At 63.0% G+C, this 19,585-nt stretch carries 21 protein-coding genes and 1 tRNA gene; 11 read left to right on the top strand and 11 right to left on the bottom strand.

From position 1 onward, the window contains the following. Positions 1-63 precede the first annotated feature (63 nt). Positions 64-483 (top strand): organic hydroperoxide resistance protein, encoded by a 420-nt coding sequence (locus CKW37_RS10195; protein WP_095155578.1) that lies wholly within the window; start codon positions 64-66, stop codon positions 481-483. Positions 484-543: 60 nt separating this feature from the next. Here the strand turns inward: CKW37_RS10195 and CKW37_RS10190 are convergent, their stop codons facing one another. Further along, positions 544-1,113, bottom strand: coding sequence for an elongation factor P (locus CKW37_RS10190; protein WP_095155577.1), 570 nt, complete (start codon positions 1,111-1,113; stop codon positions 544-546). Between the two features lie 48 nt (positions 1,114-1,161). After that, positions 1,162-2,289: an elongation factor P maturation arginine rhamnosyltransferase EarP gene (earP, locus tag CKW37_RS10185; protein WP_095155576.1), complete on the bottom strand. Its 1,128-nt coding sequence runs from the start codon at positions 2,287-2,289 to the stop codon at positions 1,162-1,164. Between the two features lie 136 nt (positions 2,290-2,425). Here earP and CKW37_RS10180 point away from each other — a divergent pair, with 136 nt between their 5' ends. Then, a complete protein-coding gene (locus CKW37_RS10180; protein ID WP_095155575.1) occupies positions 2,426-2,863 on the top strand; it encodes a hypothetical protein in 438 nt (145 codons plus the stop codon). A 1-nt stretch (position 2,864) separates the two neighbouring features. Continuing rightward, the gene (locus CKW37_RS10175; protein WP_095155574.1) at positions 2,865-3,347 is read left to right on the top strand and encodes a GreA/GreB family elongation factor; all 483 of its coding nucleotides are present in this window, start codon (positions 2,865-2,867) and stop codon (positions 3,345-3,347) included. 3 nt (positions 3,348-3,350) lie between these two features. Here CKW37_RS10175 and CKW37_RS10170 read toward each other — a convergent pair whose 3' ends face one another. Further along, positions 3,351-4,277 carry a LysR family transcriptional regulator gene (locus tag CKW37_RS10170; RefSeq protein ID WP_095155573.1) on the bottom strand — a complete coding sequence of 309 codons (927 nt, stop codon included), beginning with the start codon at positions 4,275-4,277 and terminating at the stop codon, positions 3,351-3,353. 123 nt (positions 4,278-4,400) lie between these two features. On the opposite strand from CKW37_RS10170, the gene CKW37_RS10165 reads away from it, so the two are divergent. Then, positions 4,401-5,150 (top strand): 3-oxoacyl-ACP reductase family protein, encoded by a 750-nt coding sequence (locus tag CKW37_RS10165; protein ID WP_095155572.1) that lies wholly within the window; start codon positions 4,401-4,403, stop codon positions 5,148-5,150. A gap of 4 nt (positions 5,151-5,154) precedes the next feature. On the opposite strand, the gene CKW37_RS10160 is transcribed toward CKW37_RS10165, so the two are convergent. Continuing rightward, positions 5,155-6,042, bottom strand: a complete 888-nt coding sequence (locus tag CKW37_RS10160; RefSeq protein ID WP_095155723.1) for a LysR family transcriptional regulator — start codon at positions 6,040-6,042, stop codon at positions 5,155-5,157. Positions 6,043-6,149: 107 nt separating this feature from the next. On the opposite strand from CKW37_RS10160, the gene CKW37_RS10155 reads away from it, so the two are divergent. The 3 genes from CKW37_RS10155 to CKW37_RS10145 all read left to right on the top strand — a co-directional run bounded on the left by CKW37_RS10155 (position 6,150) and on the right by CKW37_RS10145 (position 10,212). Next, a complete protein-coding gene (locus CKW37_RS10155; RefSeq protein WP_095155571.1) occupies positions 6,150-7,337 on the top strand; it encodes an MFS transporter in 1,188 nt (395 codons plus the stop codon). A 96-nt stretch (positions 7,338-7,433) separates the two neighbouring features. Then, positions 7,434-7,817 carry a hypothetical protein gene (locus CKW37_RS10150; RefSeq protein WP_095155570.1) on the top strand — a complete coding sequence of 128 codons (384 nt, stop codon included), beginning with the start codon at positions 7,434-7,436 and terminating at the stop codon, positions 7,815-7,817. 241 nt (positions 7,818-8,058) lie between these two features. Beyond that, entirely contained in the window at positions 8,059-10,212 is a 2,154-nt protein-coding gene (locus CKW37_RS10145; RefSeq protein ID WP_095155569.1) for a TonB-dependent siderophore receptor, read from the top strand. Between the two features lie 49 nt (positions 10,213-10,261). On the opposite strand, the gene CKW37_RS10140 is transcribed toward CKW37_RS10145, so the two are convergent. Both CKW37_RS10140 and CKW37_RS10135 read right to left on the bottom strand, forming a co-directional pair. Beyond that, on the bottom strand, positions 10,262-10,615 hold the full coding sequence (locus CKW37_RS10140) for a hypothetical protein (RefSeq protein WP_095155568.1): 354 nt from the start codon (positions 10,613-10,615) through the stop codon (positions 10,262-10,264). Between the two features lie 265 nt (positions 10,616-10,880). Continuing rightward, a tRNA-Ser gene (locus tag CKW37_RS10135) sits at positions 10,881-10,970 on the bottom strand. Between the two features lie 289 nt (positions 10,971-11,259). On the opposite strand from CKW37_RS10135, the gene CKW37_RS10130 reads away from it, so the two are divergent. From CKW37_RS10130 to CKW37_RS10120, 3 genes are all read left to right on the top strand, one after another. Further along, complete coding sequence (locus CKW37_RS10130; protein ID WP_095155567.1) at positions 11,260-11,949, top strand: crotonase/enoyl-CoA hydratase family protein; 690 nt, start codon at positions 11,260-11,262, stop codon at positions 11,947-11,949. A gap of 124 nt (positions 11,950-12,073) precedes the next feature. After that, positions 12,074-12,796 (top strand): 1-acyl-sn-glycerol-3-phosphate acyltransferase, encoded by a 723-nt coding sequence (locus tag CKW37_RS10125; protein ID WP_095155566.1) that lies wholly within the window; start codon positions 12,074-12,076, stop codon positions 12,794-12,796. Between the two features lie 66 nt (positions 12,797-12,862). Continuing rightward, positions 12,863-13,834 carry a magnesium and cobalt transport protein CorA gene (locus tag CKW37_RS10120; protein WP_095155565.1) on the top strand — a complete coding sequence of 324 codons (972 nt, stop codon included), beginning with the start codon at positions 12,863-12,865 and terminating at the stop codon, positions 13,832-13,834. Here CKW37_RS10120 and CKW37_RS10115 read toward each other — a convergent pair. Continuing rightward, positions 13,812-14,540 (bottom strand): amidotransferase, encoded by a 729-nt coding sequence (locus CKW37_RS10115; protein WP_095155564.1) that lies wholly within the window; start codon positions 14,538-14,540, stop codon positions 13,812-13,814. The two genes, CKW37_RS10120 and CKW37_RS10115, sit on opposite strands and share 23 nt — an antisense overlap. 534 nt (positions 14,541-15,074) lie before the next feature. Here CKW37_RS10115 and CKW37_RS10110 point away from each other — a divergent pair. Next, positions 15,075-15,875 (top strand): cytochrome c, encoded by an 801-nt coding sequence (locus CKW37_RS10110; protein WP_095155563.1) that lies wholly within the window; start codon positions 15,075-15,077, stop codon positions 15,873-15,875. Positions 15,876-15,878: 3 nt separating this feature from the next. Here the strand turns inward: CKW37_RS10110 and CKW37_RS10105 are convergent, their stop codons facing one another. The 4 genes from CKW37_RS10105 to CKW37_RS10090 form a co-directional block, all read right to left on the bottom strand. Continuing rightward, complete coding sequence (locus CKW37_RS10105) at positions 15,879-16,673, bottom strand: transglutaminase family protein (protein WP_095155562.1); 795 nt, start codon at positions 16,671-16,673, stop codon at positions 15,879-15,881. Continuing rightward, the gene (locus tag CKW37_RS10100; protein WP_095155561.1) at positions 16,670-17,620 is read right to left on the bottom strand and encodes an alpha-E domain-containing protein; all 951 of its coding nucleotides are present in this window, start codon (positions 17,618-17,620) and stop codon (positions 16,670-16,672) included. Before CKW37_RS10100 ends, CKW37_RS10105 begins: the two co-directional genes overlap by 4 nt. 3 nt (positions 17,621-17,623) lie before the next feature. Next, positions 17,624-19,033 carry a circularly permuted type 2 ATP-grasp protein gene (locus tag CKW37_RS10095; RefSeq protein ID WP_095155560.1) on the bottom strand — a complete coding sequence of 470 codons (1,410 nt, stop codon included), beginning with the start codon at positions 19,031-19,033 and terminating at the stop codon, positions 17,624-17,626. 200 nt (positions 19,034-19,233) lie between these two features. Beyond that, positions 19,234-19,563 (bottom strand): ribonuclease E inhibitor RraB, encoded by a 330-nt coding sequence (locus CKW37_RS10090; RefSeq protein ID WP_095155559.1) that lies wholly within the window; start codon positions 19,561-19,563, stop codon positions 19,234-19,236. Between the last annotated feature and the right edge of the window lie 22 nt (positions 19,564-19,585).

The raw sequence follows: 19,585 nt of genomic DNA, 5'->3' as shown, positions 1-19,585 counted from the left end.
ATCTCCGTACCCAGACGGCGCCACACACGACGCCACACACGATCAACGTTAGAGGACACCTCCATGAAATCGCTCTACATCGCACACGTAACCTCCACCGGTGGCCGCGACGGCCGTGCCGTTTCCAACGACGGTATCCTCGACGTGAAACTGGCTACGCCCAAGGAACTCGGCGGTGCCGGCGGCGCAGCAACCAACCCCGAGCAACTGTTTGCCGCCGGTTATTCGGCCTGCTTCATCGGCGCGCTGAAGTTCGTTGCAGCACAAGGCAAACGCCAACTGCCAGCAGATGCTGCGATCACTGCAGAAGTAGGCATCGGCCAGATCGAAGGCGGGTTCGGTCTCGACATCGACCTGCGTATCAGCCTGCCCGGCCTGGAACACGCTGACGCCCAGGCTCTGGTGGACGCCGCACACAAGGTGTGCCCGTACTCCAACGCCACTCGCGGCAACGTCGATGTGCGCTTGCACGTCAGTGTCTGAAGCGTTTTCCAGGCATAAAAAAACCCGGCCAAGGCCGGGTTTTTTGCGAAGCCGCCAGTCTTACTTGGCGCGGCCCTTGTAGGAACCACCTTCGCGGGTGTCGATCTCGATCAGGTCGCCGATTTCGATGAAATCAGCAACGCTCAATTCGGTACCGTTCTTCAGCTTGGCAGGTTTCATGACCTTGCCGGAGGTGTCGCCACGGGCGGAACCTTCGGTGTAGTCAACCTGGCGAACGATAGTGGTCGGCAGTTCAACCGAAACCAGACGGTCTTCGAAGAACACGGCTTCGCAGACGTCGGTCATGCCTTCTTCGATGAACGGCAGAACGGCCTCGATGTCTTCGGCGTTCAGCTCGTACATGGTGTAGTCGGTGGTGTCCATGAAGGTGTAGGTGTCACCGCTGATGAACGACAGGGTCGCTTCTTTGCGATCCAGGATCACGTCGTCCAGCTTGTCATCGGCAGAGTAGACGGTTTCAGTCTTGTAGCCGGTCAGCAGGTTCTTCAGCTTGGTCTTCATGATCGCGCTGTTACGACCCGATTTGGTGAACTCAGCTTTTTGCACCAGCCACGGGTCGTTGTCGATCCGCAGTACGGTACCGGGTTTCAGCTCTTTACCAGTTTTCATTACGAAGTATCCGAATTTGGATGGATTTATAAAAATCGAGGCCGCGTATCATATCCAATTTCGGTAAAACTGTACCAGCGTCGTGGCAAGGTCCGGTCCAGCGGCCTGTTCCGAGCACCATTTACGGGCATGAGCGGCCAGTTCGTCCCAGTGTTGCAACAGCGCTTTCCACGCCTCGCCCATATCGCGATCCATGTTCCAGGCGCGCCACAACTCGACCAGCGCCACCGCCGCGGGGGCCGACAAACCCGGCGTGTAGAGATCGAGAAATGCTTCGAGCTTCTCCCAATGCGCGTACTCCTCCTGCACATAGATATGCCAGAGCAGCGGCCGCCCCGCCCATTGCGCGCGGACGAAGGAGTCCTCGCCCCGCACCGCGTTGAAGTCGCAGCTCCAGAGCAGCCGGTCGTAGTCGTCCTGGCGGACGAACGGCAGGATCTGCACCGTCAGCGCCCCGCGCCGATGCACCTCGCCAACCCCCAGTTCGTCCAGCCCCAGCCAGTTGCGCACATCGCCTAGCACCCGCCCCTCCGGCACCAGCACATGGTTGGGCCGGCTGTCTTCGGACAACACCTGCAGCCAACTCGCCAGCCCCGGATTTTCATAAGCGAACAGCGACAGCAAGCGAGCTCCCGGTTCAGGTGCGATATCCAGCCGCTGCAAAAATGCCTCGCGCTCGTCCTGCTCGAACGCCTCGCGCCGCTCCAGCAAACCGGCTTCACGCAGCAGACCACCAGTGCGCGGGGTGAAACCGGGGAAGAAGAACACCTTGCGCAGGCCATTCGGCTGAGGCGACGGCAGACCATGACAGCCTTCGACCCAGTCCTCGGCACTGAGGTAATCGAGGTTCAACCACAATGCAGGCTTGTCCCGCTGGACCATCGCATCGATATAAGGCTGCGGAATCTGACAGGCGAACGCCCCGATCACCACATCGGCCACCGCCACCGGCTGCCATTCGGCATCCCAGCGACAAACCTCCACGCCCTCCCAATACTGCCGCTCCGCCTGCGGATCGGCTTCAGGACACAGGCGAGCGAACGCGTTCAACTCATCGACCCACAGCCGCACATTCAGCCCATGCTCGGCCACCAGTTGTCGGGCCAGGCGCCAGGTGACGCCGATGTCACCATAGTTGTCGACGACGCAGCAGAAGATATCCCAGCTCGGCTTCATATCAGGCACCTCTTGCACCGCAAACGAATAATCGCCGATTGTCCTGATATTCGAGCGCAGACAAAAGTGTTGCCGGCAACGGAAACCAGCTTCTGTCGTGCGACAATCCCGTCCCTGTCCTGGCCAGGAGGCTGCAATGTCCTACCGAGCGCGTCGTCGCGAACTGAAGATTTCCCACAAGATCCTGCCGCTTGCCCTCGGCGTGGCACTGGGCCTGTGGCTCGGCGTTGTCGCTATCGGCCTGACGTTGTGGGCCGCCTGGCAATTTGTGCCGTCCCTGCATGAGCCGCTGGCCGCAGTGATCAGCCAGCCCGCAACACCACCACCCGCCGCGCCAGCCCGCTTGCCTGCACCGGCCCGCCTGCCGGGTGCGCAGGAACAATCGCCGGAACAGAACCAGATGTTCGACCAGTACCAGCAGGCCCTGCGCACCCAGCAGATCGATGATGCGCAGAGGCATGCCGAGGAAAACCCGCGCAACCTGTCCAACCCCAGGTGCCAGTTCTGGCTGCAACAGGACCGCACCGCTCCTAACGAGAAAAGCCGGGCCAATGTCCTTGAGTTCTGCCGCTGAAATGAACAAGACCGATTTGCTGAAAGCCATCATCGAGCGCCTGGAGATTGACCTGGACATGATCCAGCGCGCTGCCCAGACCGCCTATGAAACGGCCACGGCGGAAGAAAACATCGCCGAGAACAAGTACGACACCCTGAGCCTGGAAGCCTCCTACCTTGCCACCGGCCAGGCCCGACGCATGGAAGAGATTCGTCAGGCGTGCAAGGCGTATCAGCAACTGACGATGCGTGATTACGACCCCGAGCGTGGCATCCAGATCAGCAATCTGGTGCAACTGGAAGACGCCCAGGGCAATCAGCAGTTGCTGTTTCTCGGGCCGGAAGCGGCCGGTCTGCAGATCGGCACGGGGCCATCGAAAGTCACCGTGATCACCCCGCGCTCGCCACTGGGCCAGCAACTGCTGGGCAAATTCGAAGGTGATGAAATCACCCTGGTGCTGGGCAATGGCCGGCAGGTTCAGGAAGTCGTCAGCGCCTGGTAACACTCAGGCCAACGCGTCGAACCGCCGCGCCAGCCCCTGTTCGGAAAACTGCTCCAGGATGAAATCGACAAACGCCCGGGTCTTGCCCGGCAGCAGTTTGTGCTGGGCGTAATACAGCGAAATATTGCCGTCATCCACGTACCAGTCGGGCAGCACCCGCAGCAGGCTGCCGCGCTGCAGATAGGGCACGGCGAACGGCATGCTCACCAAGGCGATACCCAACCCCTGCTCGGCCGCAGCGCAGGCCGCTTCGGAGTCGGTCATGGTCATGCGCGGGCGCAGGGTCAGCGGCGAGTGATCCTGCTCGCGACTGGTCAGCGGCCAGGAACGCACGCGGCCGGTCTGCGGCGAGCGGATCAGGATGCCGTCCGCCTTGTTGAGATCATCCGGCTCGCGAACGGCCCCGCACTTGTCCAGATAATCGGCGGACGCCACCAGCACCCGGTGCGCGGGTGCCAGCTTGCGGGCCACCACGCCCGGCGGCAGGTCGAAGCCGCCGCCGATGGCCGCATCGAAGCCCTGGGCGATCAGATCGATCTGACGATTATCAAAGTGCCAATCCGGCGTGATTGCCGGAAATCGCCGGAGGAATTCTCCCAGCAGCGGCAAGATGTACAAACGCCCGAACACCGTGCCCATGCTGACTTTCAAGGTGCCCGCCGGCTGCCCCTCGGCACTGGCCAGGTTGGCCACGGCGTGCTGGATGGTCTGGAAGCTGTCGCGTACCTCGGCAAGAAAACGCTGGCCGGACTCGGTCAGGGCCAGGCTGCGGGTGCTGCGCTGAAACAGACGAACCCCGAGCCGGGCCTCCAGGCCGGCGACGTTCTTGCCCACCGCGGCAGGCGTCAGGCTCAGGCGGCGGGCGGCTTCGGCGAAGCTGCCGACCTCGGCGCTGCGAATGAAGCATTCAATACTGGTGAAGGTTTCCATGGCGCACTCTAAACCCGTGGTTTATTCAGACTATAGCGATTAGTGGATTATCAGAGGGTAATCCAGCGCCGATACTGAGCCCATCAACAAGGCACTCGGCCTTGTCCTTTCGGGAGCATCACCATGTCGAATCAATCCAGCCTCAGCGGCAAAGTAGCACTGGTCCAGGGCGGCTCACGCGGTATCGGCGCAGCCATCGTCAAGCGCCTGGCCGAACAGGGCGCCGCAGTCGCCTTCACCTACGTCAGTTCGCAGGCAGTGGCCGACGACCTGCAACAGCAGATCCGCAACAACGGCGGCCAGGCCCTGGCGCTCAAGGCCGACAGCGCCGACGCGGCGGCGGTGCAACAGGCCGTCGCGCTGACCGTCGAGCAGTTCGGACGCATCGATATCCTGGTCAACAATGCCGGCGTGCTGGCGGTCGGCCCGCTGGACGACTTCAGCCTGGAAGACTTCGATCGCACCCTCGCCGTGAACGTGCGCAGCGTGTTCGTCGCCACCCAGGCTGCGGCCCGGCACATGGGTGAAGGTGGCCGGATCATCAATATCGGCAGCACCAACGCCGAGCGCATGCCTTTCGCCGGCGGCGGCCCCTACGCCATGAGCAAGGCGGCGCTGGTCGGCCTGACCCGCGGCCTCGCCCGTGACCTGGGGCCGCGCGGCATCACCATCAACAACGTCCAGCCGGGCCCGGTGGACACCGACATGAACCCCGCCGAAGGCGAGTTCGCCGAGAGCCTGATGGGCCTGATGGCGGTGGGCCGTTATGGCCGGGTGGAGGAAATCGCCAGCTTCGTCGCCTATCTCGCCGGCCCGGAAGCGGCCTACATCACCGGTGCCAGCTTGACCATCGACGGTGGCTTTGCCGCCTGATACCTCAGTCGGCAGCCCTGGCGGCCAGGGTTTGTTCCAGCAACTGGATGAACGCACTGGCGGCCGGGGTCGGCGACTTCGACCAGATGGCATACAGATGACGAATCGGCGCATCGCTGACCGGCAAGGCCACGACGGCCTGAAAGCCGGCAGCGATCCGCGCGGGCACCAGGCCAACGGCCAGCCCGCGCTGGACGAAGCGCTCAATCAGGCTGGTGGTACCCACCTCGAACTGCACCCGATGACGCAGGCCGGCAGCGGCAAACGCCTCGTCGGTTTGCCGGCGGGCCCCGGTTCCGGCCTGGAAGTCGGCCAGCGGCTGGTCTTCCAGTTGCGCCAGGGACAAGCGTTCGTCAGCTGCCAGCGGATGATCGGGCGGCAGCACCGCCACCAGCTCTTCCTTCGCCAGCAGGCGCCACTCTACCCCCTCCAGCGATTCCCCCGGCCACACCCCGATAAACGCCACATCCAGGCGACGCTCGCGGACATCGGCAATCATCAATTCGCTCTTGCCCATCAGCCAGCGGATATCCACCCGCGGGTACTGGTGGTGGAAGCCGGCGAGCAGGTCCACCAGGTCCAGTTCGGTCAGCGAACTGATCTCGCCGATGGACAAGCGCCCGCGCACTTCGCCGCAGGCGGCAGCCACCTCGTCGCCAATCCGCCGCGCCGCCTCCAGCGCGGTGCGGGCACTCGGCACGAACGCCTCGCCGGCCGGCGTCAGGCGCACCCAGCGCGAGGTCCGCTCGAACAGTTGCGCACCCAGTTGTTCTTCCAGCCGGGCAATCTGATGGCTCAACGCCGACTGCACCACGTGACAGCGTTCGGCCGCGCGGGTGAAGCTGCCGGTGTCGGCTACCGCCAAGGCGTATTCGATCTGTTTAAGGTTCATGCTCATCTATCTGATTTCAAGATTGATCGAATGAAAACGATACATTGGCGTCATGCTAGCGCATTTTCGATACTGCTCACCTTCACCTACGGATAGCGAGACGGTCCATGACCTCCACAGCCCCACTCAGTCGTGCACTGATCCTGCTGATGGCGACCGCCACCGGCCTGGCGGTCGCCAGCAACTATTACGCGCAGCCGCTGCTGCACAGCATTGCCGAGCATTTCGGTCTGAGCACCGCCAGTGCTGGCGGCATCGTCATTGCCGCGCAACTGAGCTATGGCGCCGGCTTGCTGCTGTTGGCACCGCTCGGCGACCTGTTCGAACAGCGGCGACTGATCGTCAGCATGATCGCCATCAGCACCCTCGGCCTGTTGATAAGTGCCTTTTCCCCCAGTCTGCCGTGGCTGTTGGTGGGTACCACGCTGACCGGCCTGTTCTCGGTGGTGGCGCAAGTGCTGGTGCCGATGGCCGCCGGCCTGAGCGAGCCGGGTGAACGCGGTCGGGTGGTGGGCACGCTGATGGGCGGCCTGCTGCTGGGCATCCTGCTGGCGCGTACCGCCGCCGGGTTCATGGCCACCCTCGGTGACTGGCGCACCATTTACCTGCTCGCCGCCGGCTTGATGGCCGTCAGCGCCATCGCCCTCGCCCGCGCATTACCGCAGCGCCGGCAACATGCCGGGCTCGCCTACCCGGCGCTTATCGCCTCGGTATTCCGCCTGTTCGCCGACGAGCCGGTGCTGCGCCTTCGCTCGTTGCTCGGCGCCTTTTCCTTCTGCCTGTTCGCCTTGTTCTGGACGCCGCTGGCGTTTCTGCTGAAGGCCGAGCCTTATCAGTATTCCGATGGCGTCATCGGACTTTTCGGCCTGGCAGGCGCTGCCGGCGCGCTTGCCGCCAACCTGGGCGGACGCCTGGCCGACAAGGGCAAGGGCGCGCAAGGCACGACCTTCGGCCTGCTTGTCCAGTTGCTGTCATGGGTGCCACTGGCGTTTGCGCCGACTTCGCTGGCGGCGCTGCTGGCCGGTGTCCTGCTGCTCGACCTGGCGGTGCAACTGGTCCACGTCAGCAACCAGAACGCGGTAATCGCCCTGCGTCCCGAAGCACGCAACCGGTTGAACGCCGGCTACATCACCTGCTACTTCATTGGCGGGGCCATCGGCTCGCTGCTTGGCACCCAATTGTTCCAGGCCTACGGCTGGAACGGCATCGTCACCGCCGGGCTGGGCATTGGTGGGCTGGCACTGCTGGTATGGGGTATTGCGGGACGTCGGGTGATGCACGTCAGTACTGTCTGACAGATGCATTACCCTCCGTCGCCTGACGATTGACTTGGCGGTAGCCGGGGCGCTCAGTAGGGATTGGTCAATAGCCCTCTCAACCTGGATACCCCTATGACAAGACTCACGGTTCAGTCCGGCGATTTCTTGCAAGGTGAAGGCGAGTACCGCAATGGATCGCTCACACTCAAGACCGCCAAAAGCCCCTCACCGGGCGAAAAAATCGCACTCTCGCGCATCAAGGACATGCAAGTCGCCAATCAGGAGTCCAGCCGCAATATCGGCAGCGCCATTGGCTGGGGCATGGCCGGTGCACTGGTGGCTGGCCCCTTCGGTCTGCTCGCCGGGCTCTGGCTTGGCGGCAAGGATGAGGAGGTGACCTTCCTGGCCACCTTCAAGGATGGGCGCAAGCTGTTGGCCGTTACCGACAGCAAGACCTGGTCGAAACTGGACGGGACCTGGCGCCGCCAGCACACGCAACCGCCCGCCCGTCACTGAATAAATCCCTTCTCCATTCGTTTCCCGCAGTAGAAGACTCACGGCAATTCGGGGCACCGCAACGCGGTCGCCCCTGCTAAGATTGCGCCCGCGCTCCGGCGCCCACTGGCGCAACGCCAGTAGCCTTTCGCACTTGCGCGCCCTTTTTGCGCCTTCCTGTCGCCGTACCGGGCTTTCAGTCTTCGGTAGTCGCCGAGTCATAACGGCGCGCCCGCTGCCGGCCCTCAAGGAGTTTTGCCGCATGTCCCTGCAACGCCCCCGCCTGCCCCTCAGCCTGCTGAGCCTCAGCCTGGCCCTGAGCACCTCGACTGCCCTCGCCCAAGACAATGTGACCCTCGCCCCAGTGAACATTTCCGACACCCAGAACGATGGTTACCAGCCACGCCAGGCCCAGGTCGCCGGCTTCTCGTCGGCGCCGCTGCTGGACACCCCGGCCTCGGTGTCGGTGTTCACCGAGCAACTGTTGAAGGACCGCCAAGTGCGCCTGCTCAGCGAAGTGCTGCAAAGCGACGCCTCGGTAGGCGAAAGCTATGCGCCGATCGGCTACTACGAAAACTTCAACGTGCGCGGCTTCAGCCTGGACGCGGCGCACAGCTACACGATCAACGGCCAGACCATCGCCGGCGAACAGAACGTGGCGCTGGAGAACAAGCAGCAGGTCGAACTGCTCAAGGGGCTGTCGGGCCTGCAAAGCGGCGTGTCCGAACCCGGCGGCGTGATCAACTACGTGACCAAGCGGCCCGAGGACGTGCGCTCGGTGACGGTGTCGAGCAACGAGCAAGGCGAACGCTATATCGCCACCGACCTTGGTGGCTGGTTCGGCAGCGAGCGGCAGTTCGGCCTGCGCGCCAACCTGGCCCATGAAGATATCCGCAGCTACGTCGACCATGCCGACGGCAAGCGCGACTTCGCCTCCCTGGCCTTCGACTGGCAGATGAACCCCGATGCGCTGCTGCAACTGGACGTCGAATATCAGACCCGCGAGCAATACTCGGTGCCGGGTTACCAGTTGCTGGGCAACACCAGTCTGCCTCACGGCATCGACCCGAAAGACCGCCTGGCCTGGCAGGACTGGGCCAAGCCGGTGAAGAGCGATTCGCTGAACCTCGGCGGGCGCTTTGAATACCGCTTCAACGAGGCCTGGACCGGAGCGCTCAGCGCATCGCACAGCCGGGTGGTGATCGATGACTACAGTTCGTTTGCCTGGGGTTGCTACGGTTCGGCCAGTTGCGGCGCCGACGCCGTGCCCAACTATTTCAGCGCGGAAGGCGACTACGACATCTATGACTTCCGCAGCCCTGACGACACCCGCCGCACCGATGAAGCGCAGGCAACGTTGAGCGGTCGCTTCGCCGCGCTCGGCGTTGACCATGAACTGACCGTCGGCAGCAGCGCGCAAAGGCGCACCGTCGATCAGCGTCCGACCTTCAACGAGTGGGTCGGCACCGGCAACATCTATCAGGACACCCCCGCCGTCGATCCAGCGCCAGGCACCCCGGGCCACAGCGAACGCCGGCTCGACAGCCGCCAGTACGGCGTGTTCTTCAGCGACCGGATCACCTTCGACGAACACTGGCAGACCGTACTCGGCTCCCGCGTAGTGCGCCTGGACGAAAAAGCCTTCGGCGAAGACGGCGAGCTGCGCCGGCAAACCCGCCAGTACGAACTGCTGCCCAACGCGGCGCTGATCTACAAGCCACGCCCCGATGTCTCGCTGTACGCCAGCTACAGCAAGGGCCTGTCGTCCGGCGGCGTGGCGCCATGGTTTGCGCTCAACAACCAGGACATCCTCGCCCCGACCACCTCGCACCAGATCGAACTCGGCATCAAGCGCGACTGGCACCGAATGAGCTTCGGCGCCGCGCTGTTCCAGTTGCGCCAGGCCTACCAGTACGCGAAACCGGACGGCGGCGATTTCGTCTACGTGCAACAGGGCCAGCAAAAGAACATCGGCCTGGAACTGTCCGCCAGCGGCTGGCTGACCTCCGACCTGCAGATCAACGCCAGCGCCGCGGCGATCCGCGCCCGGGTCAAGGGCAGTGGCACCGAGGCCTACGACGATCACCAGGCGCTCAATGTGCCGCGGCTGCGCGCCTCGCTGCAGGCCGACTACAGCCTGCCGGTTCCCGGCCTGGCCCTGCTCGGCGGCATGCGCTACAGCGCCAGCAAGTACGCCAACTACGCGGGCACGGTGGAAGCCGGGGGTTATACGGTGTTCGATGTGGGGACGCGCTACCGCACGCGAATCGCTGGCTACGACACCACGCTGCGACTGACGGTGGATAACCTGTTCGACCGCCGCTACTGGCGGGATGTCGGCGAGTACCTGGGGGACAACTACCTGTTCCAGGGCGCGCCGCGGACGGCGCGGGTCTCGGCGTCGGTGAACTTCTGATCGCGCCGATCGCGGGCCGGAGGCGGCCCGCGATCGACTGCCGGGGCAGTTATCGCGAACCCAGGTAGAACAAGCCGCCGATGAAAATAACGAAATACAGCGGCCCACGGAAGGCGACCGGGATTTTCCAGACCCCCAGGCCCCACAACCCCCAACTGCCCACCAGCAGCAGGAGCATCTGGAAGGCCATGAACATCCTGTCCTGGGAGAGCGCCTTGGGAATGCCAATGAATATCCCCATCGAGAGAATCAGCAGCCCGAGGACGATGAAAATGTCGGCACGGCACAGATTGCCTTCGTTGAGTTTTTCCTCCTCCCGCACATAGGAGGAGTTAGCGTTCTGGGCATTCTGCTCACTGTTGTGCAACTTGCCACGCTGGTCTCGATACTTGTTGTCGAACACGCGAAGTACTCCTGTAAGTTCATGCCGCCGGTCCCATCCGTTTGAATGTAGCCGATTATGGCAATACGCCATAATTTTAACGAAGGCATACAAAGACTGCGCTTTTGGAGCTGAGTTCAGGCTGACCAGAAAAAATCGACGCCACGCTGACCAGGACGGTCGAGAGATAAAACGCAGGCAATAAAAAACGGCGATTTGCAGGGTTAACCTACAAATCGCCGTTCTTTGCGCCCGGCAAGTCAATGACTTGCGAGGCGTTTGAAAGTGGCGGTGAAGAAGGGATTCGAACCCTTGATACAGTTTCCTGTATACACACTTTCCAGGCGTGCTCCTTCAGCCACTCGGACACTTCACCGGATCTCTTCAAGCAGTTCAGCCTGTCGAGGCGCGCTAATGTAGTCGAAAGGTTTATCGATGGCAAAGGTTTTTTTCAGATTTTTCATGCGTTTAAGCCAATCCGCGAAAAATGGCGGGTGGCAATGGCAATTTGGCCAATCTGTGGTGTGCTTTGCCAGTCCTGGTCAGGCGAGCCCCGTCGAGCAAGGACGGCAGGCGATACGGTGACCCACCGGTCAGTCATCGTGCTTTACCTGACTGCGGCGGCTGGGTAACGTCTTTGCCACTTCTTATAAAGGAACACCGCCATGAGTGAGCTGATTACCTACCAACTGGACGACGGTATCGCGACCCTGACCCTGAACAACGGCAAGGTCAACGCCATTTCGCCCGATGTGATCGCCGCCTTCAATCAGGCGCTGGACCGCGCTACCCAGGACCGGGCGGTGGTAATCGTCACCGGCCAGCCGGGCATTCTCTCCGGCGGCTACGACCTCAAGGTAATGACCGCCAGCCCACAGGCCGCTGTGTCCCTGGTCACCGCCGGCTCGACCCTGGCCCGGCGCATGCTCTCCCACCCCTTCCCGATCATCGTCGCCTGCCCCGGCCATGCCGTGGCCAAGGGCGCGTTCCTGCTGCTGTCGGCCGACTACCGCATCGGCGTCGAAGGGCCGTTCAGCATCGGCCTGAATGAAGTCCAGATCGGCATGACCATGCACCACGCCGGTATCGAGCTGGCCCGCGATCGCCTGCGCCGTGCGGCGTTCCACCGTTCGGTAATCAACGCCGAGATGTTCGACCCGGTCAGCGCCGTGGACGCCGGCTTCCTCGACAAGGTGGTGCCTGCCGAGCAACTGACCGCGGCGGCCCTGGCCGCGGCGCAACAGTTGAAGAAGATCAACATGAACGCCCACAAGCACACCAAGCTCAAGGTGCGCAAAGCACTGCTGGATCTGCTCGACGACGCAATCATCCGCGATCAGGAACACCTCGGCTGAATCCAGCCACCGGGCCAGGCGCAGCCGCGTCTGGCCCTTATCCATTTGCCCGGTAACACAGGACGTTTGCCGCCATCAGTGCACGACCGTACACTGGCCCGTGTTTTATCGAGTGAGTCGTACGATGCTTTTCCTTCCTCGCATGCTCCTGCTGGGTGTCCATTTCATCCTGGCGGGCGTGATCGGCGTGATCATTGGCCTGTGCCGTCCCTTCAATCCCGATAACAGCCGACTTTATGCCCGCGTGTACGCCTGGCCTTCGAGCTGGCTGCTGCGGCTGAAGATCGAGGCGGAAGTCGGGCCGCTGTTCGACCAGCCACCCGGCTGCGTGATCATTGCCAACCACCAGTCCAACTTCGACCTGTTCGTGCTCGGCAACGTAGTGCCGCCACGCACCGTGTGCATCGGCAAGAAGAGCCTGGGCTGGATCCCGCTGTTCGGTCAGTTGTTCTGGCTCGGCGGCAACGTTCTGGTCGATCGCGGCAATGCCTTCCAGGCCCGCCGCGCCATCCAGACCACCACCCGCACCCTGCGGGAAAACCACACCTCGATCTGGGTGTTCCCGGAAGGCACGCGTAACCCGGACGATCAGTTGCGCCCCTTCAAGAAAGGCGCCTTCCACATGGCCATCGACGCCGGCGTGCCCATCGTTCCGGTGTGTGTCAGCCGCTATGCGCGGCGCTTGAGCATCAATGGCTGGCGCCGCCAGCGGGTCATCATCCGCTCGCTGCCGCCGATTGCCACCGCCGGCCTGAGCCAGCAGGACGTCGCGGCCCTGGTGGAGCAATGCCGTACGCAGATGCAAAACTGCATCGATCTGATGGAGCGCGAGGTCGGACGCGGCTGAGCATTTGCCGATTCGCCAGGGTCAGACCAAGCTGTCAGTCACGTTAACGCAGAGAAATGGACAACCATGGGTCGAGTCGTTGCAGCGGCGGTGTACAGCGCCGGCAGGAAAGTTACCAATATCAGCCTCGACGAAGGCGCGGAGTGGGCGAAGAAGCCCGGGCACTTCGTCTGGATCGGCCTGGAAGAGCCCAACGCCCAAGAGCTGGCCAACCTGCAACGGCAGTTCAACCTGCACGAGTTGGCCATCGAGGACGCACTGGAAAAACACAGCCGACCCAAGCTGGAAACCTTCGGCGACGCGCTGTTCATCGTCACTTACTCGCCGGTGCGCCAGGAAGGCAAGCTGGAGTTCATCGAAACCCACATCTTCGCCGGCAATGGCTACATCATCACCTGTCGCAACGGTCACTCGAAGTCCTACGCCCTGGTCCGTCAGCGCTGCGAGGCGCGGCCGCTGCTGCTGGAACACGGTGAAGACTTCGTGCTGTACGCCCTGCTCGACTTCGTCACCGAAAACTACCAGCCGGTCAGCGAAGCCATTCATGGCGAGATCGAAGAGCTGGAACAGAGCGTGCTCAGTGGCTCGCTGAACGAACAAGACATCCGCCGCATTCACGGTCTGCGCCGCGACATCCTGCGCCTGCGCCGCTATGTGGCGCCGATGGTCGAAGTCAGCGAGGAATTGCAGCGCCTGGCCTTCCCCTTCATCGACAAGAACATGCGCCCGTACTTCCGCGACGTGCAGATCCACGTCACGCGGCAGATGGAGGACCTCGCCGGCATCCGCGACATCGCCAGCCAGACCATCGAGATCGGCATGCTGCTGGAGTCGTCACGGCAGAGCATCGTGCAACGCAAGTTCGCCGCCTGGGCGGCGATCCTGGCGTTTCCTACAGCGGTGGCGGGCATCTACGGCATGAACTTTCAGAACATGCCGGAGCTGAGCTGGCACTACGGCTACTTCGCCGTACTGGGGGTGATCGTGGTGGGTTGCACCGCGCTTTATGGCAGTTTCAAGCGTTCGGGCTGGCTTTAGGCTGCGCCACGAAACGCATCATCCATTCCGCGACAGTCTGGCCCTGGTGATCCACGCCCAGGCTGTCGACGCCCTTGCGATACACCTCCTGCCCCAGATGCTCCTGACGTAGCTCCAGCAGCGCGCGGGAATAGTCGTGGATAAATTCCGGGTGGCCCTGGAAACACAGCACCTGGTCGCCGATGTGATACGCCGCGTAAGGGCAGAAGTCACTGGAGGCAATCACGGTGGCGTTTTCCGGTAGCGCGGTGACCTGATCCTGGTGGCTGATCAGCAAGGTCAGCTCTTCAACCTGCGGACTCATCCATGGCGCCTTGGCGGCCATCACATAGCGGTGGGTGCCGACGCCCCAGCCCTGGCTGGCGCGCTCGCTCTTGCCGCCCAGCAGCAGCGCCAGCAACTGATGGCCAAAGCACACGCCCAGCAGCTTGTCACCGCGGCGGTAGCGCTCCAGCAGGAAGGTCTTGAGCGTCTGGATCCACGGATCGTCGCCGAAGGAGTCGGCCTTGCTGCCCGTCACGAGGTAGGCATCAAAGACCTCGTCATCAGGCGGGTACTCACCGTTCATCACGTTGTAGACCGTGAATTCGGCGGCGATCGGCTGGCGGGTAAACAGTTGCTCGAACATCCGTCCATAGCCCTGATACTGCTCGACCAGCTCAGGTCGCAGGACGTCGGTTTCCAGGATGCAGATGCGTAACGACATAGACTTGGCCCTGAACGACAGTGGTGAAAAAAGACCGGTAGAGCCTGCCGCGAATATGGGCTACAGGCAAGCGTTGCCTCGGACGAACGGTCATTTCATTGCAAGGCGTGTGTGTATCCCGCGCACGCGTCTAGTCGGGCACGTCTTACGCATATGGCATAAAGCCTCATAAGAAAAAACGTTAACAACACTAAAGTCGAGACGAAACCGATCTAAAACAGCGGTAACGTTGCCCCTAAGGTTGGTTGTATACCGATATCCAGCAGGTTTGTAGCCGGTACGGGAAATCCCGTGCATTTCGTGGCCAGCGGACCCTGGAAAAGGATGTCTCTCGCTCTCAGGAATAACAACAAGAAGGCAGTCAGCCATGTTCAAACAACACAAAGTACGTCAGGCCGGACTCATTCTGTTCGCCACCACACTGCTGCTGATCCTGCCGAACCTCACGCGCCTGTTCGGCTGATCGCGCCCGGTATTCTCAGCGTTCCTGCGCTCTGGTATATGCTGCCGACCCTCACTGGTTGGAGACCGTCCATGCGCCTTCGCTTCGCCCTCCTGCTCAGCGTGCTGAGCCTGCCGTTGCACGCGGCGCAATTGACCCTCCAACTGGGCGACAGCGACAAGCAATGGCAAACCGCGGAGTTGCTCCAGCACCCGCAGGCCCGGGACATCCGTATCGAGCAGGATGTGTCGTACAAGAAGCCCATGACGTATCGCGCGGTGCCTTTGGCGGTCCTGCTGGAAGGGATCAAGCCGGATGACCATCTGCAGGCCGTGGCCCTCGATGGCTTCGCTGCCGAAATGCCCGCCGCCGCGTTGCTCAAGCAAGGACCGGCACAAGCCTGGCTGGCGGTGGAAGACCCGGCTCACCCGTGGCCGCCACTGGCCAAGGACAAACCTGGCGCCGGTCCCTTCTATCTGGTCTGGACGCACCCCGAGGCCGGCAATATCAGCCCCGAGCAATGGCCCTTCCAGGTGGCCAGCATCCGTCGCCTGTCGCCGGTGGCCGAGCGTTTTCCCGCCCTGCTCCCGGCCCCCGGCCTGGCCGCGAATGACCCGGTGAACCGCGGCTTCGCCCTGTTCCAGAAGAACTGCCTGGCCTGCCACCGCCTCAACGGCGCCGGCGATGCCCAGTTCGGTCCGGACCTGAACCTGCCCTACAACCCCACCGAATACTTCCGTCCCGAGTTTCTTCGTCGCTATATCCGCGACCCGCAGAGTCTGCGCCAGTGGCCGCAAGCGCGGATGCCCGGCTTCAGCACAAGCATACTGCCGGACGCCGACCTCGACGCCCTGCTCGCCTACCTCGGCCATATGGCCAAACGCAAACCCTGACGCTTACTGCTGCGCCGAGAGCCCGGATGTCACCAGCACGTTGGCGTGCATCTGCTCGTACCCGCCGCCGCGGCGCATGCCGCGCACCGGACACGCATCAAGGTAATCCAGGCCCACCGCCAGCTTCAGATGGCGCTCGGGCACCGCGAGCTGGTTGGTCACATCGAAGCTGTACCAGGCGCCGTCCAGCCAGGCCTCGGCCCAGGCGTGGCTGGCCATGTGCTGGCTGTCGTTGTCGAACAGGTAGCCGGACACATAACGCGCCGGCACCAGCAGGCTGCGGGCGCAGGCGATAAAGGCGTGGGCGTGGTCCTGGCAGACGCCCGCACCGCCGGCGAAGGCCTGGGCGGCGCTGGTGTCTACCGCGGTGGCACCAGGGCGATAGGCCATACGCTCGTGCAGCGCCCCCATCATCTCGATCAGCGCGCTGCGATCACGGCGTTGCCCGCACTGCTGGCCGGCAAACCCACGCAGCGCCTCGTCGGCCTCGGTCAGGCGGGTGAAGCGCAGGAACGGCAAGGGTGACTGCGATTCGTGTTCGGCTTCGCGAGTCGGATCGATCTCGACTTCACCGCGCGCGGCGATCAGCAGGTCGGCATGCGGTTCTTCCAGGCTGAGCACATGCAGGATGTTGCCGAACGGATCGCGCCGGGCCTGCGCGGGACGCGGCAGGTCCAGTTCCCATTGCAGCACCTGCTGGCGCTCGTTGTCCGGGGGCGTCAGGCGCAGGTACTGGATGCTGGTTCGCACCTGGTCTTCGTAGTGGTAGGCGGTTTCGTGGCTAATGGTCAGTCTCATACGACCTCCAGGTAAGCGCTGTGAATGGCGTTGCCCAACTCACGCACTAGCGGAATGTAGTGGTTCAACCAGGGATGCAGCCCTTGCGAGAGGATTTCGTCGATGCCGGTATAGCGCAGACGGGCATCCACTTCCGCCGCCAGGCGCTGGGCCGGACGGCCGTTGGCGCCGGGCAGGCTGGCGAGGATCTGGTCGATTTCTTCCGTGCAGGCACGCAGGGAACGGGGGACATCGGCACGCAGGAGCAAGAGTTCGGCAACATGGCGCCCCGTGGGAGCGTCGCGGTAGATCTCGGTATAGGCCTCGAACGAGGACAGCGCGCGGAGCAAGGCGCTCCACTGGTAATAACCGCGGGCAGAGCTGTCGCTGACGGTTTCGGCGTCCTCACCGAACATCTCGTAACGGGCGTCGAGCAGGCGCAGGGTGTTGTCGGCCCGCTCGATGAAGGTGCCCAGGCGAATGAAGCGGAAAGCGTCGTTGCGCATGATGGTGCCGTAGGTGGCACCGCGGAACAGGTGCGAGCGCTCCTTGATCCACTCGCAGAAACGGCTCATGCCATAGCGCCCCAGGCCTTGCTCGGCGATGCCGCGAATCTCCAGCCAGGTGGCGTTGATGTTTTCCCACATGTCTGCGGTAATCCGCCCACGCACCGCATGGGCGCTGGCCCGCGCGGCGCCCAGGCAACTGTAGATGCTGGCCGGGTTTTCCGGGTCGAGGGCAAAAAAGTGCAACAGACGCTCGGCGTGCAGTTGCCCATGCCGGCCCAGGTAGTCATCCAGGGTGCCGGTGATGCGCAGCGCCAGCGCCATTTCGTCCAGGCCATCGCCGCGACCGTCCTGCGGCATCAGCGACAGCGAATAACTGACATCGAGCATCCGTGCGAGGTTTTCCGCCCGCTCCAGATAACGCGACATCCAATACAGGTCCGAAGCCGTTCTACTGAGCATGATTCAATCCTCGACCACCCAGGTGTCCTTGGTACCGCCCCCCTGGGACGAGTTCACCACCAGCGAGCCCTCGCGCAGCGCCACCCGCGTCAGGCCGCCGGGCACCACGCGGGTCTCCCGGCCGGCCAGGACGAACGGGCGCAGGTCGATGTGCCGCGGCGCAATGCCGTTCTCGACGAAGGTCGGGCAGGTCGACAGCGACAGGGTCGGCTGGGCGATATAGGCCGCCGGGCGGGCCTTGATGCGTTCGGCGAAAGCGGCGATTTCCGCCTTGGTCGACGCCGGCCCCACCAGCATGCCGTAGCCGCCGGAGCCCTGGGTTTCCTTGACCACCAGGTCCGGCAGGTTGGCCAGCACGTGGGAAAGCTCTTCCGGCTTGCGGCATTGCCAGGTAGGCACGTTCTTCAGGATCGGTTCTTCGTCCAGGTAGAAACGGATCATCTCGGTGACGTAGGGATAGACCGACTTGTCGTCGGCCACCCCGGTGCCGATGGCGTTGGCCAGCACCACGTTGCCGCAGCGATAGGCCGACAGCAGGCCGGGCACGCCGAGCATGGAGTCGGGGTTGAATGCCAGCGGATCGAGGAAGGCGTCGTCCAGCCGGCGATAGATCACGTCGACCGGCTTGGGGCCGTCGGTGGTGCGCATGAATACCCGCTCGTCGCGAACGAACAGGTCCGCCCCTTCCACCAGTTCCACACCCATCTCGCGAGCGAGAAAGGCGTGTTCGAAGAACGCGCTGTTGAACCGCCCCGGGGTCAGCACCACAACGCTGGGGTTATCCAGCGGACTGGAGCTTTTCAGGGTGTCGAGCAACAGGTTCGGGTAGTGGTCGATCGGCGCGATGCGCTGGGCGGCGAACAGCTCGGGGAACAACCGCATCATCATCTTGCGGTCTTCGAGCATGTAGCTGACACCGCTGGGCGTGCGCAGGTTGTCTTCGAGCACGTAATAGCTGCCGTCGCTGTCGCGAACCAGGTCGACCCCGGAAATGTGCGCGTAGATGTCGCGGTGCAGGTTCAGGCCCTGCATCGCCAGTTGGTATTGATCGTTGGCCAGGACCTGCTCGGCGGGAATGATCCCCGCGCGGAGGATGCGCTGGTCATGGTAGAGGTCGGCGAGAAACATGTTCAGCGCCTTCACGCGCTGGATACAGCCGCGCTCTACCACCCGCCATTCGCTGGCCGGGATGGCCCGCGGAATGGTGTCGAAGGGGATCAGGCGCTCAGTGCCCTGCTCGTCCCCGTACAGCGTGAAGGTGATGCCGGCGCGGTGGAACAGCAGGTCCGCCTCGCGGCGGCGCTGCGCCACTTGCTCAGGCGGCGTCTGCGCCAGCCAGCGGGCGAATTCCCGATAATGCGGACGGAGCTGACCGTCGGCGGCGTACATCTCATCATAGAACGTGCGAATCATGCCGAACTCCTTGTCACCCGTGCACAGGCACTGTCGCAAAGCCCGTGCCAGCGGAATTAATCCTTTTCAATCAACGGGTTGGGAAGTTCAGGAAAAGACGCCGCACCAGACTTGTGCAGCCAGCCCCACGCGAATGGGGCACGCGCTTCATTGCGAAGCGTGTGGGTTCCCGGGACGGCCAGGCCGCCCCGGGGTGCATTTCAGGTTACCGCGCGCTCCTGCTTCACTCCCCAGCCCTGGGCTTCACCGCCCAGTGGCACGACCACGGCTTCGAAATCCTGTTCGAATTCGCCGATGCCACCATAGGTGGCGTACATGATCTTGCTCAGTTCCAGTTGCCAGCCGTCGTCACTTTCATGCACCTGGGCACACAACGACTCACCCCGGAACTTTCCTGCAGCCCTGCGCGCCCGTTCCTCGTCCGGGAATACCGCATAGAACTCGATTGGATGGATTTGTGCGAAGTTGAAACCGCCTTCTTTCATGCGGCGCAATACCGTGCTGCTGATGTCCTCGTACAAGTTGCTCATGAATCGTCCTCCTCAATCACGA

It is taken from the genome of Pseudomonas sp. Irchel 3E13, assembly GCF_900187455.1.
In the GTDB taxonomy this organism is placed as follows: domain Bacteria; phylum Pseudomonadota; class Gammaproteobacteria; order Pseudomonadales; family Pseudomonadaceae; genus Aquipseudomonas.
Note: the sequence above shows the minus strand (reverse complement) of the source record. Positions and strands in the feature narration are given on the sequence as shown.

Coding starts and splice junctions, on each gene's coding strand:
- CKW37_RS10090 (WP_095155559.1), bottom strand. CDS start 19,563: ATGAGCAACTTGTACGAGGACATCAGCAGCACGGTATTGCGCCGCATG.
- CKW37_RS10100 (WP_095155561.1), bottom strand. CDS start 17,620: ATGCTCAGTAGAACGGCTTCGGACCTGTATTGGATGTCGCGTTATCTG.
- CKW37_RS10150 (WP_095155570.1), top strand. CDS start 7,434: ATGACAAGACTCACGGTTCAGTCCGGCGATTTCTTGCAAGGTGAAGGC.
- CKW37_RS10175 (WP_095155574.1), top strand. CDS start 2,865: ATGAACAAGACCGATTTGCTGAAAGCCATCATCGAGCGCCTGGAGATT.
- CKW37_RS10105 (WP_095155562.1), bottom strand. CDS start 16,673: ATGAGACTGACCATTAGCCACGAAACCGCCTACCACTACGAAGACCAG.
- CKW37_RS10190 (WP_095155577.1), bottom strand. CDS start 1,113: ATGAAAACTGGTAAAGAGCTGAAACCCGGTACCGTACTGCGGATCGAC.
- CKW37_RS10130 (WP_095155567.1), top strand. CDS start 11,260: ATGAGTGAGCTGATTACCTACCAACTGGACGACGGTATCGCGACCCTG.
- earP (WP_095155576.1), bottom strand. CDS start 2,289: ATGAAGCCGAGCTGGGATATCTTCTGCTGCGTCGTCGACAACTATGGT.
- CKW37_RS10095 (WP_095155560.1), bottom strand. CDS start 19,033: ATGATTCGCACGTTCTATGATGAGATGTACGCCGCCGACGGTCAGCTC.
- CKW37_RS10120 (WP_095155565.1), top strand. CDS start 12,863: ATGGGTCGAGTCGTTGCAGCGGCGGTGTACAGCGCCGGCAGGAAAGTT.
- CKW37_RS10160 (WP_095155723.1), bottom strand. CDS start 6,042: ATGAACCTTAAACAGATCGAATACGCCTTGGCGGTAGCCGACACCGGC.
- CKW37_RS10115 (WP_095155564.1), bottom strand. CDS start 14,540: ATGTCGTTACGCATCTGCATCCTGGAAACCGACGTCCTGCGACCTGAG.
- CKW37_RS10155 (WP_095155571.1), top strand. CDS start 6,150: ATGACCTCCACAGCCCCACTCAGTCGTGCACTGATCCTGCTGATGGCG.
- CKW37_RS10165 (WP_095155572.1), top strand. CDS start 4,401: ATGTCGAATCAATCCAGCCTCAGCGGCAAAGTAGCACTGGTCCAGGGC.
- CKW37_RS10180 (WP_095155575.1), top strand. CDS start 2,426: ATGTCCTACCGAGCGCGTCGTCGCGAACTGAAGATTTCCCACAAGATC.
- CKW37_RS10170 (WP_095155573.1), bottom strand. CDS start 4,277: ATGGAAACCTTCACCAGTATTGAATGCTTCATTCGCAGCGCCGAGGTC.
- CKW37_RS10195 (WP_095155578.1), top strand. CDS start 64: ATGAAATCGCTCTACATCGCACACGTAACCTCCACCGGTGGCCGCGAC.
- CKW37_RS10125 (WP_095155566.1), top strand. CDS start 12,074: ATGCTTTTCCTTCCTCGCATGCTCCTGCTGGGTGTCCATTTCATCCTG.
- CKW37_RS10145 (WP_095155569.1), top strand. CDS start 8,059: ATGTCCCTGCAACGCCCCCGCCTGCCCCTCAGCCTGCTGAGCCTCAGC.
- CKW37_RS10110 (WP_095155563.1), top strand. CDS start 15,075: ATGCGCCTTCGCTTCGCCCTCCTGCTCAGCGTGCTGAGCCTGCCGTTG.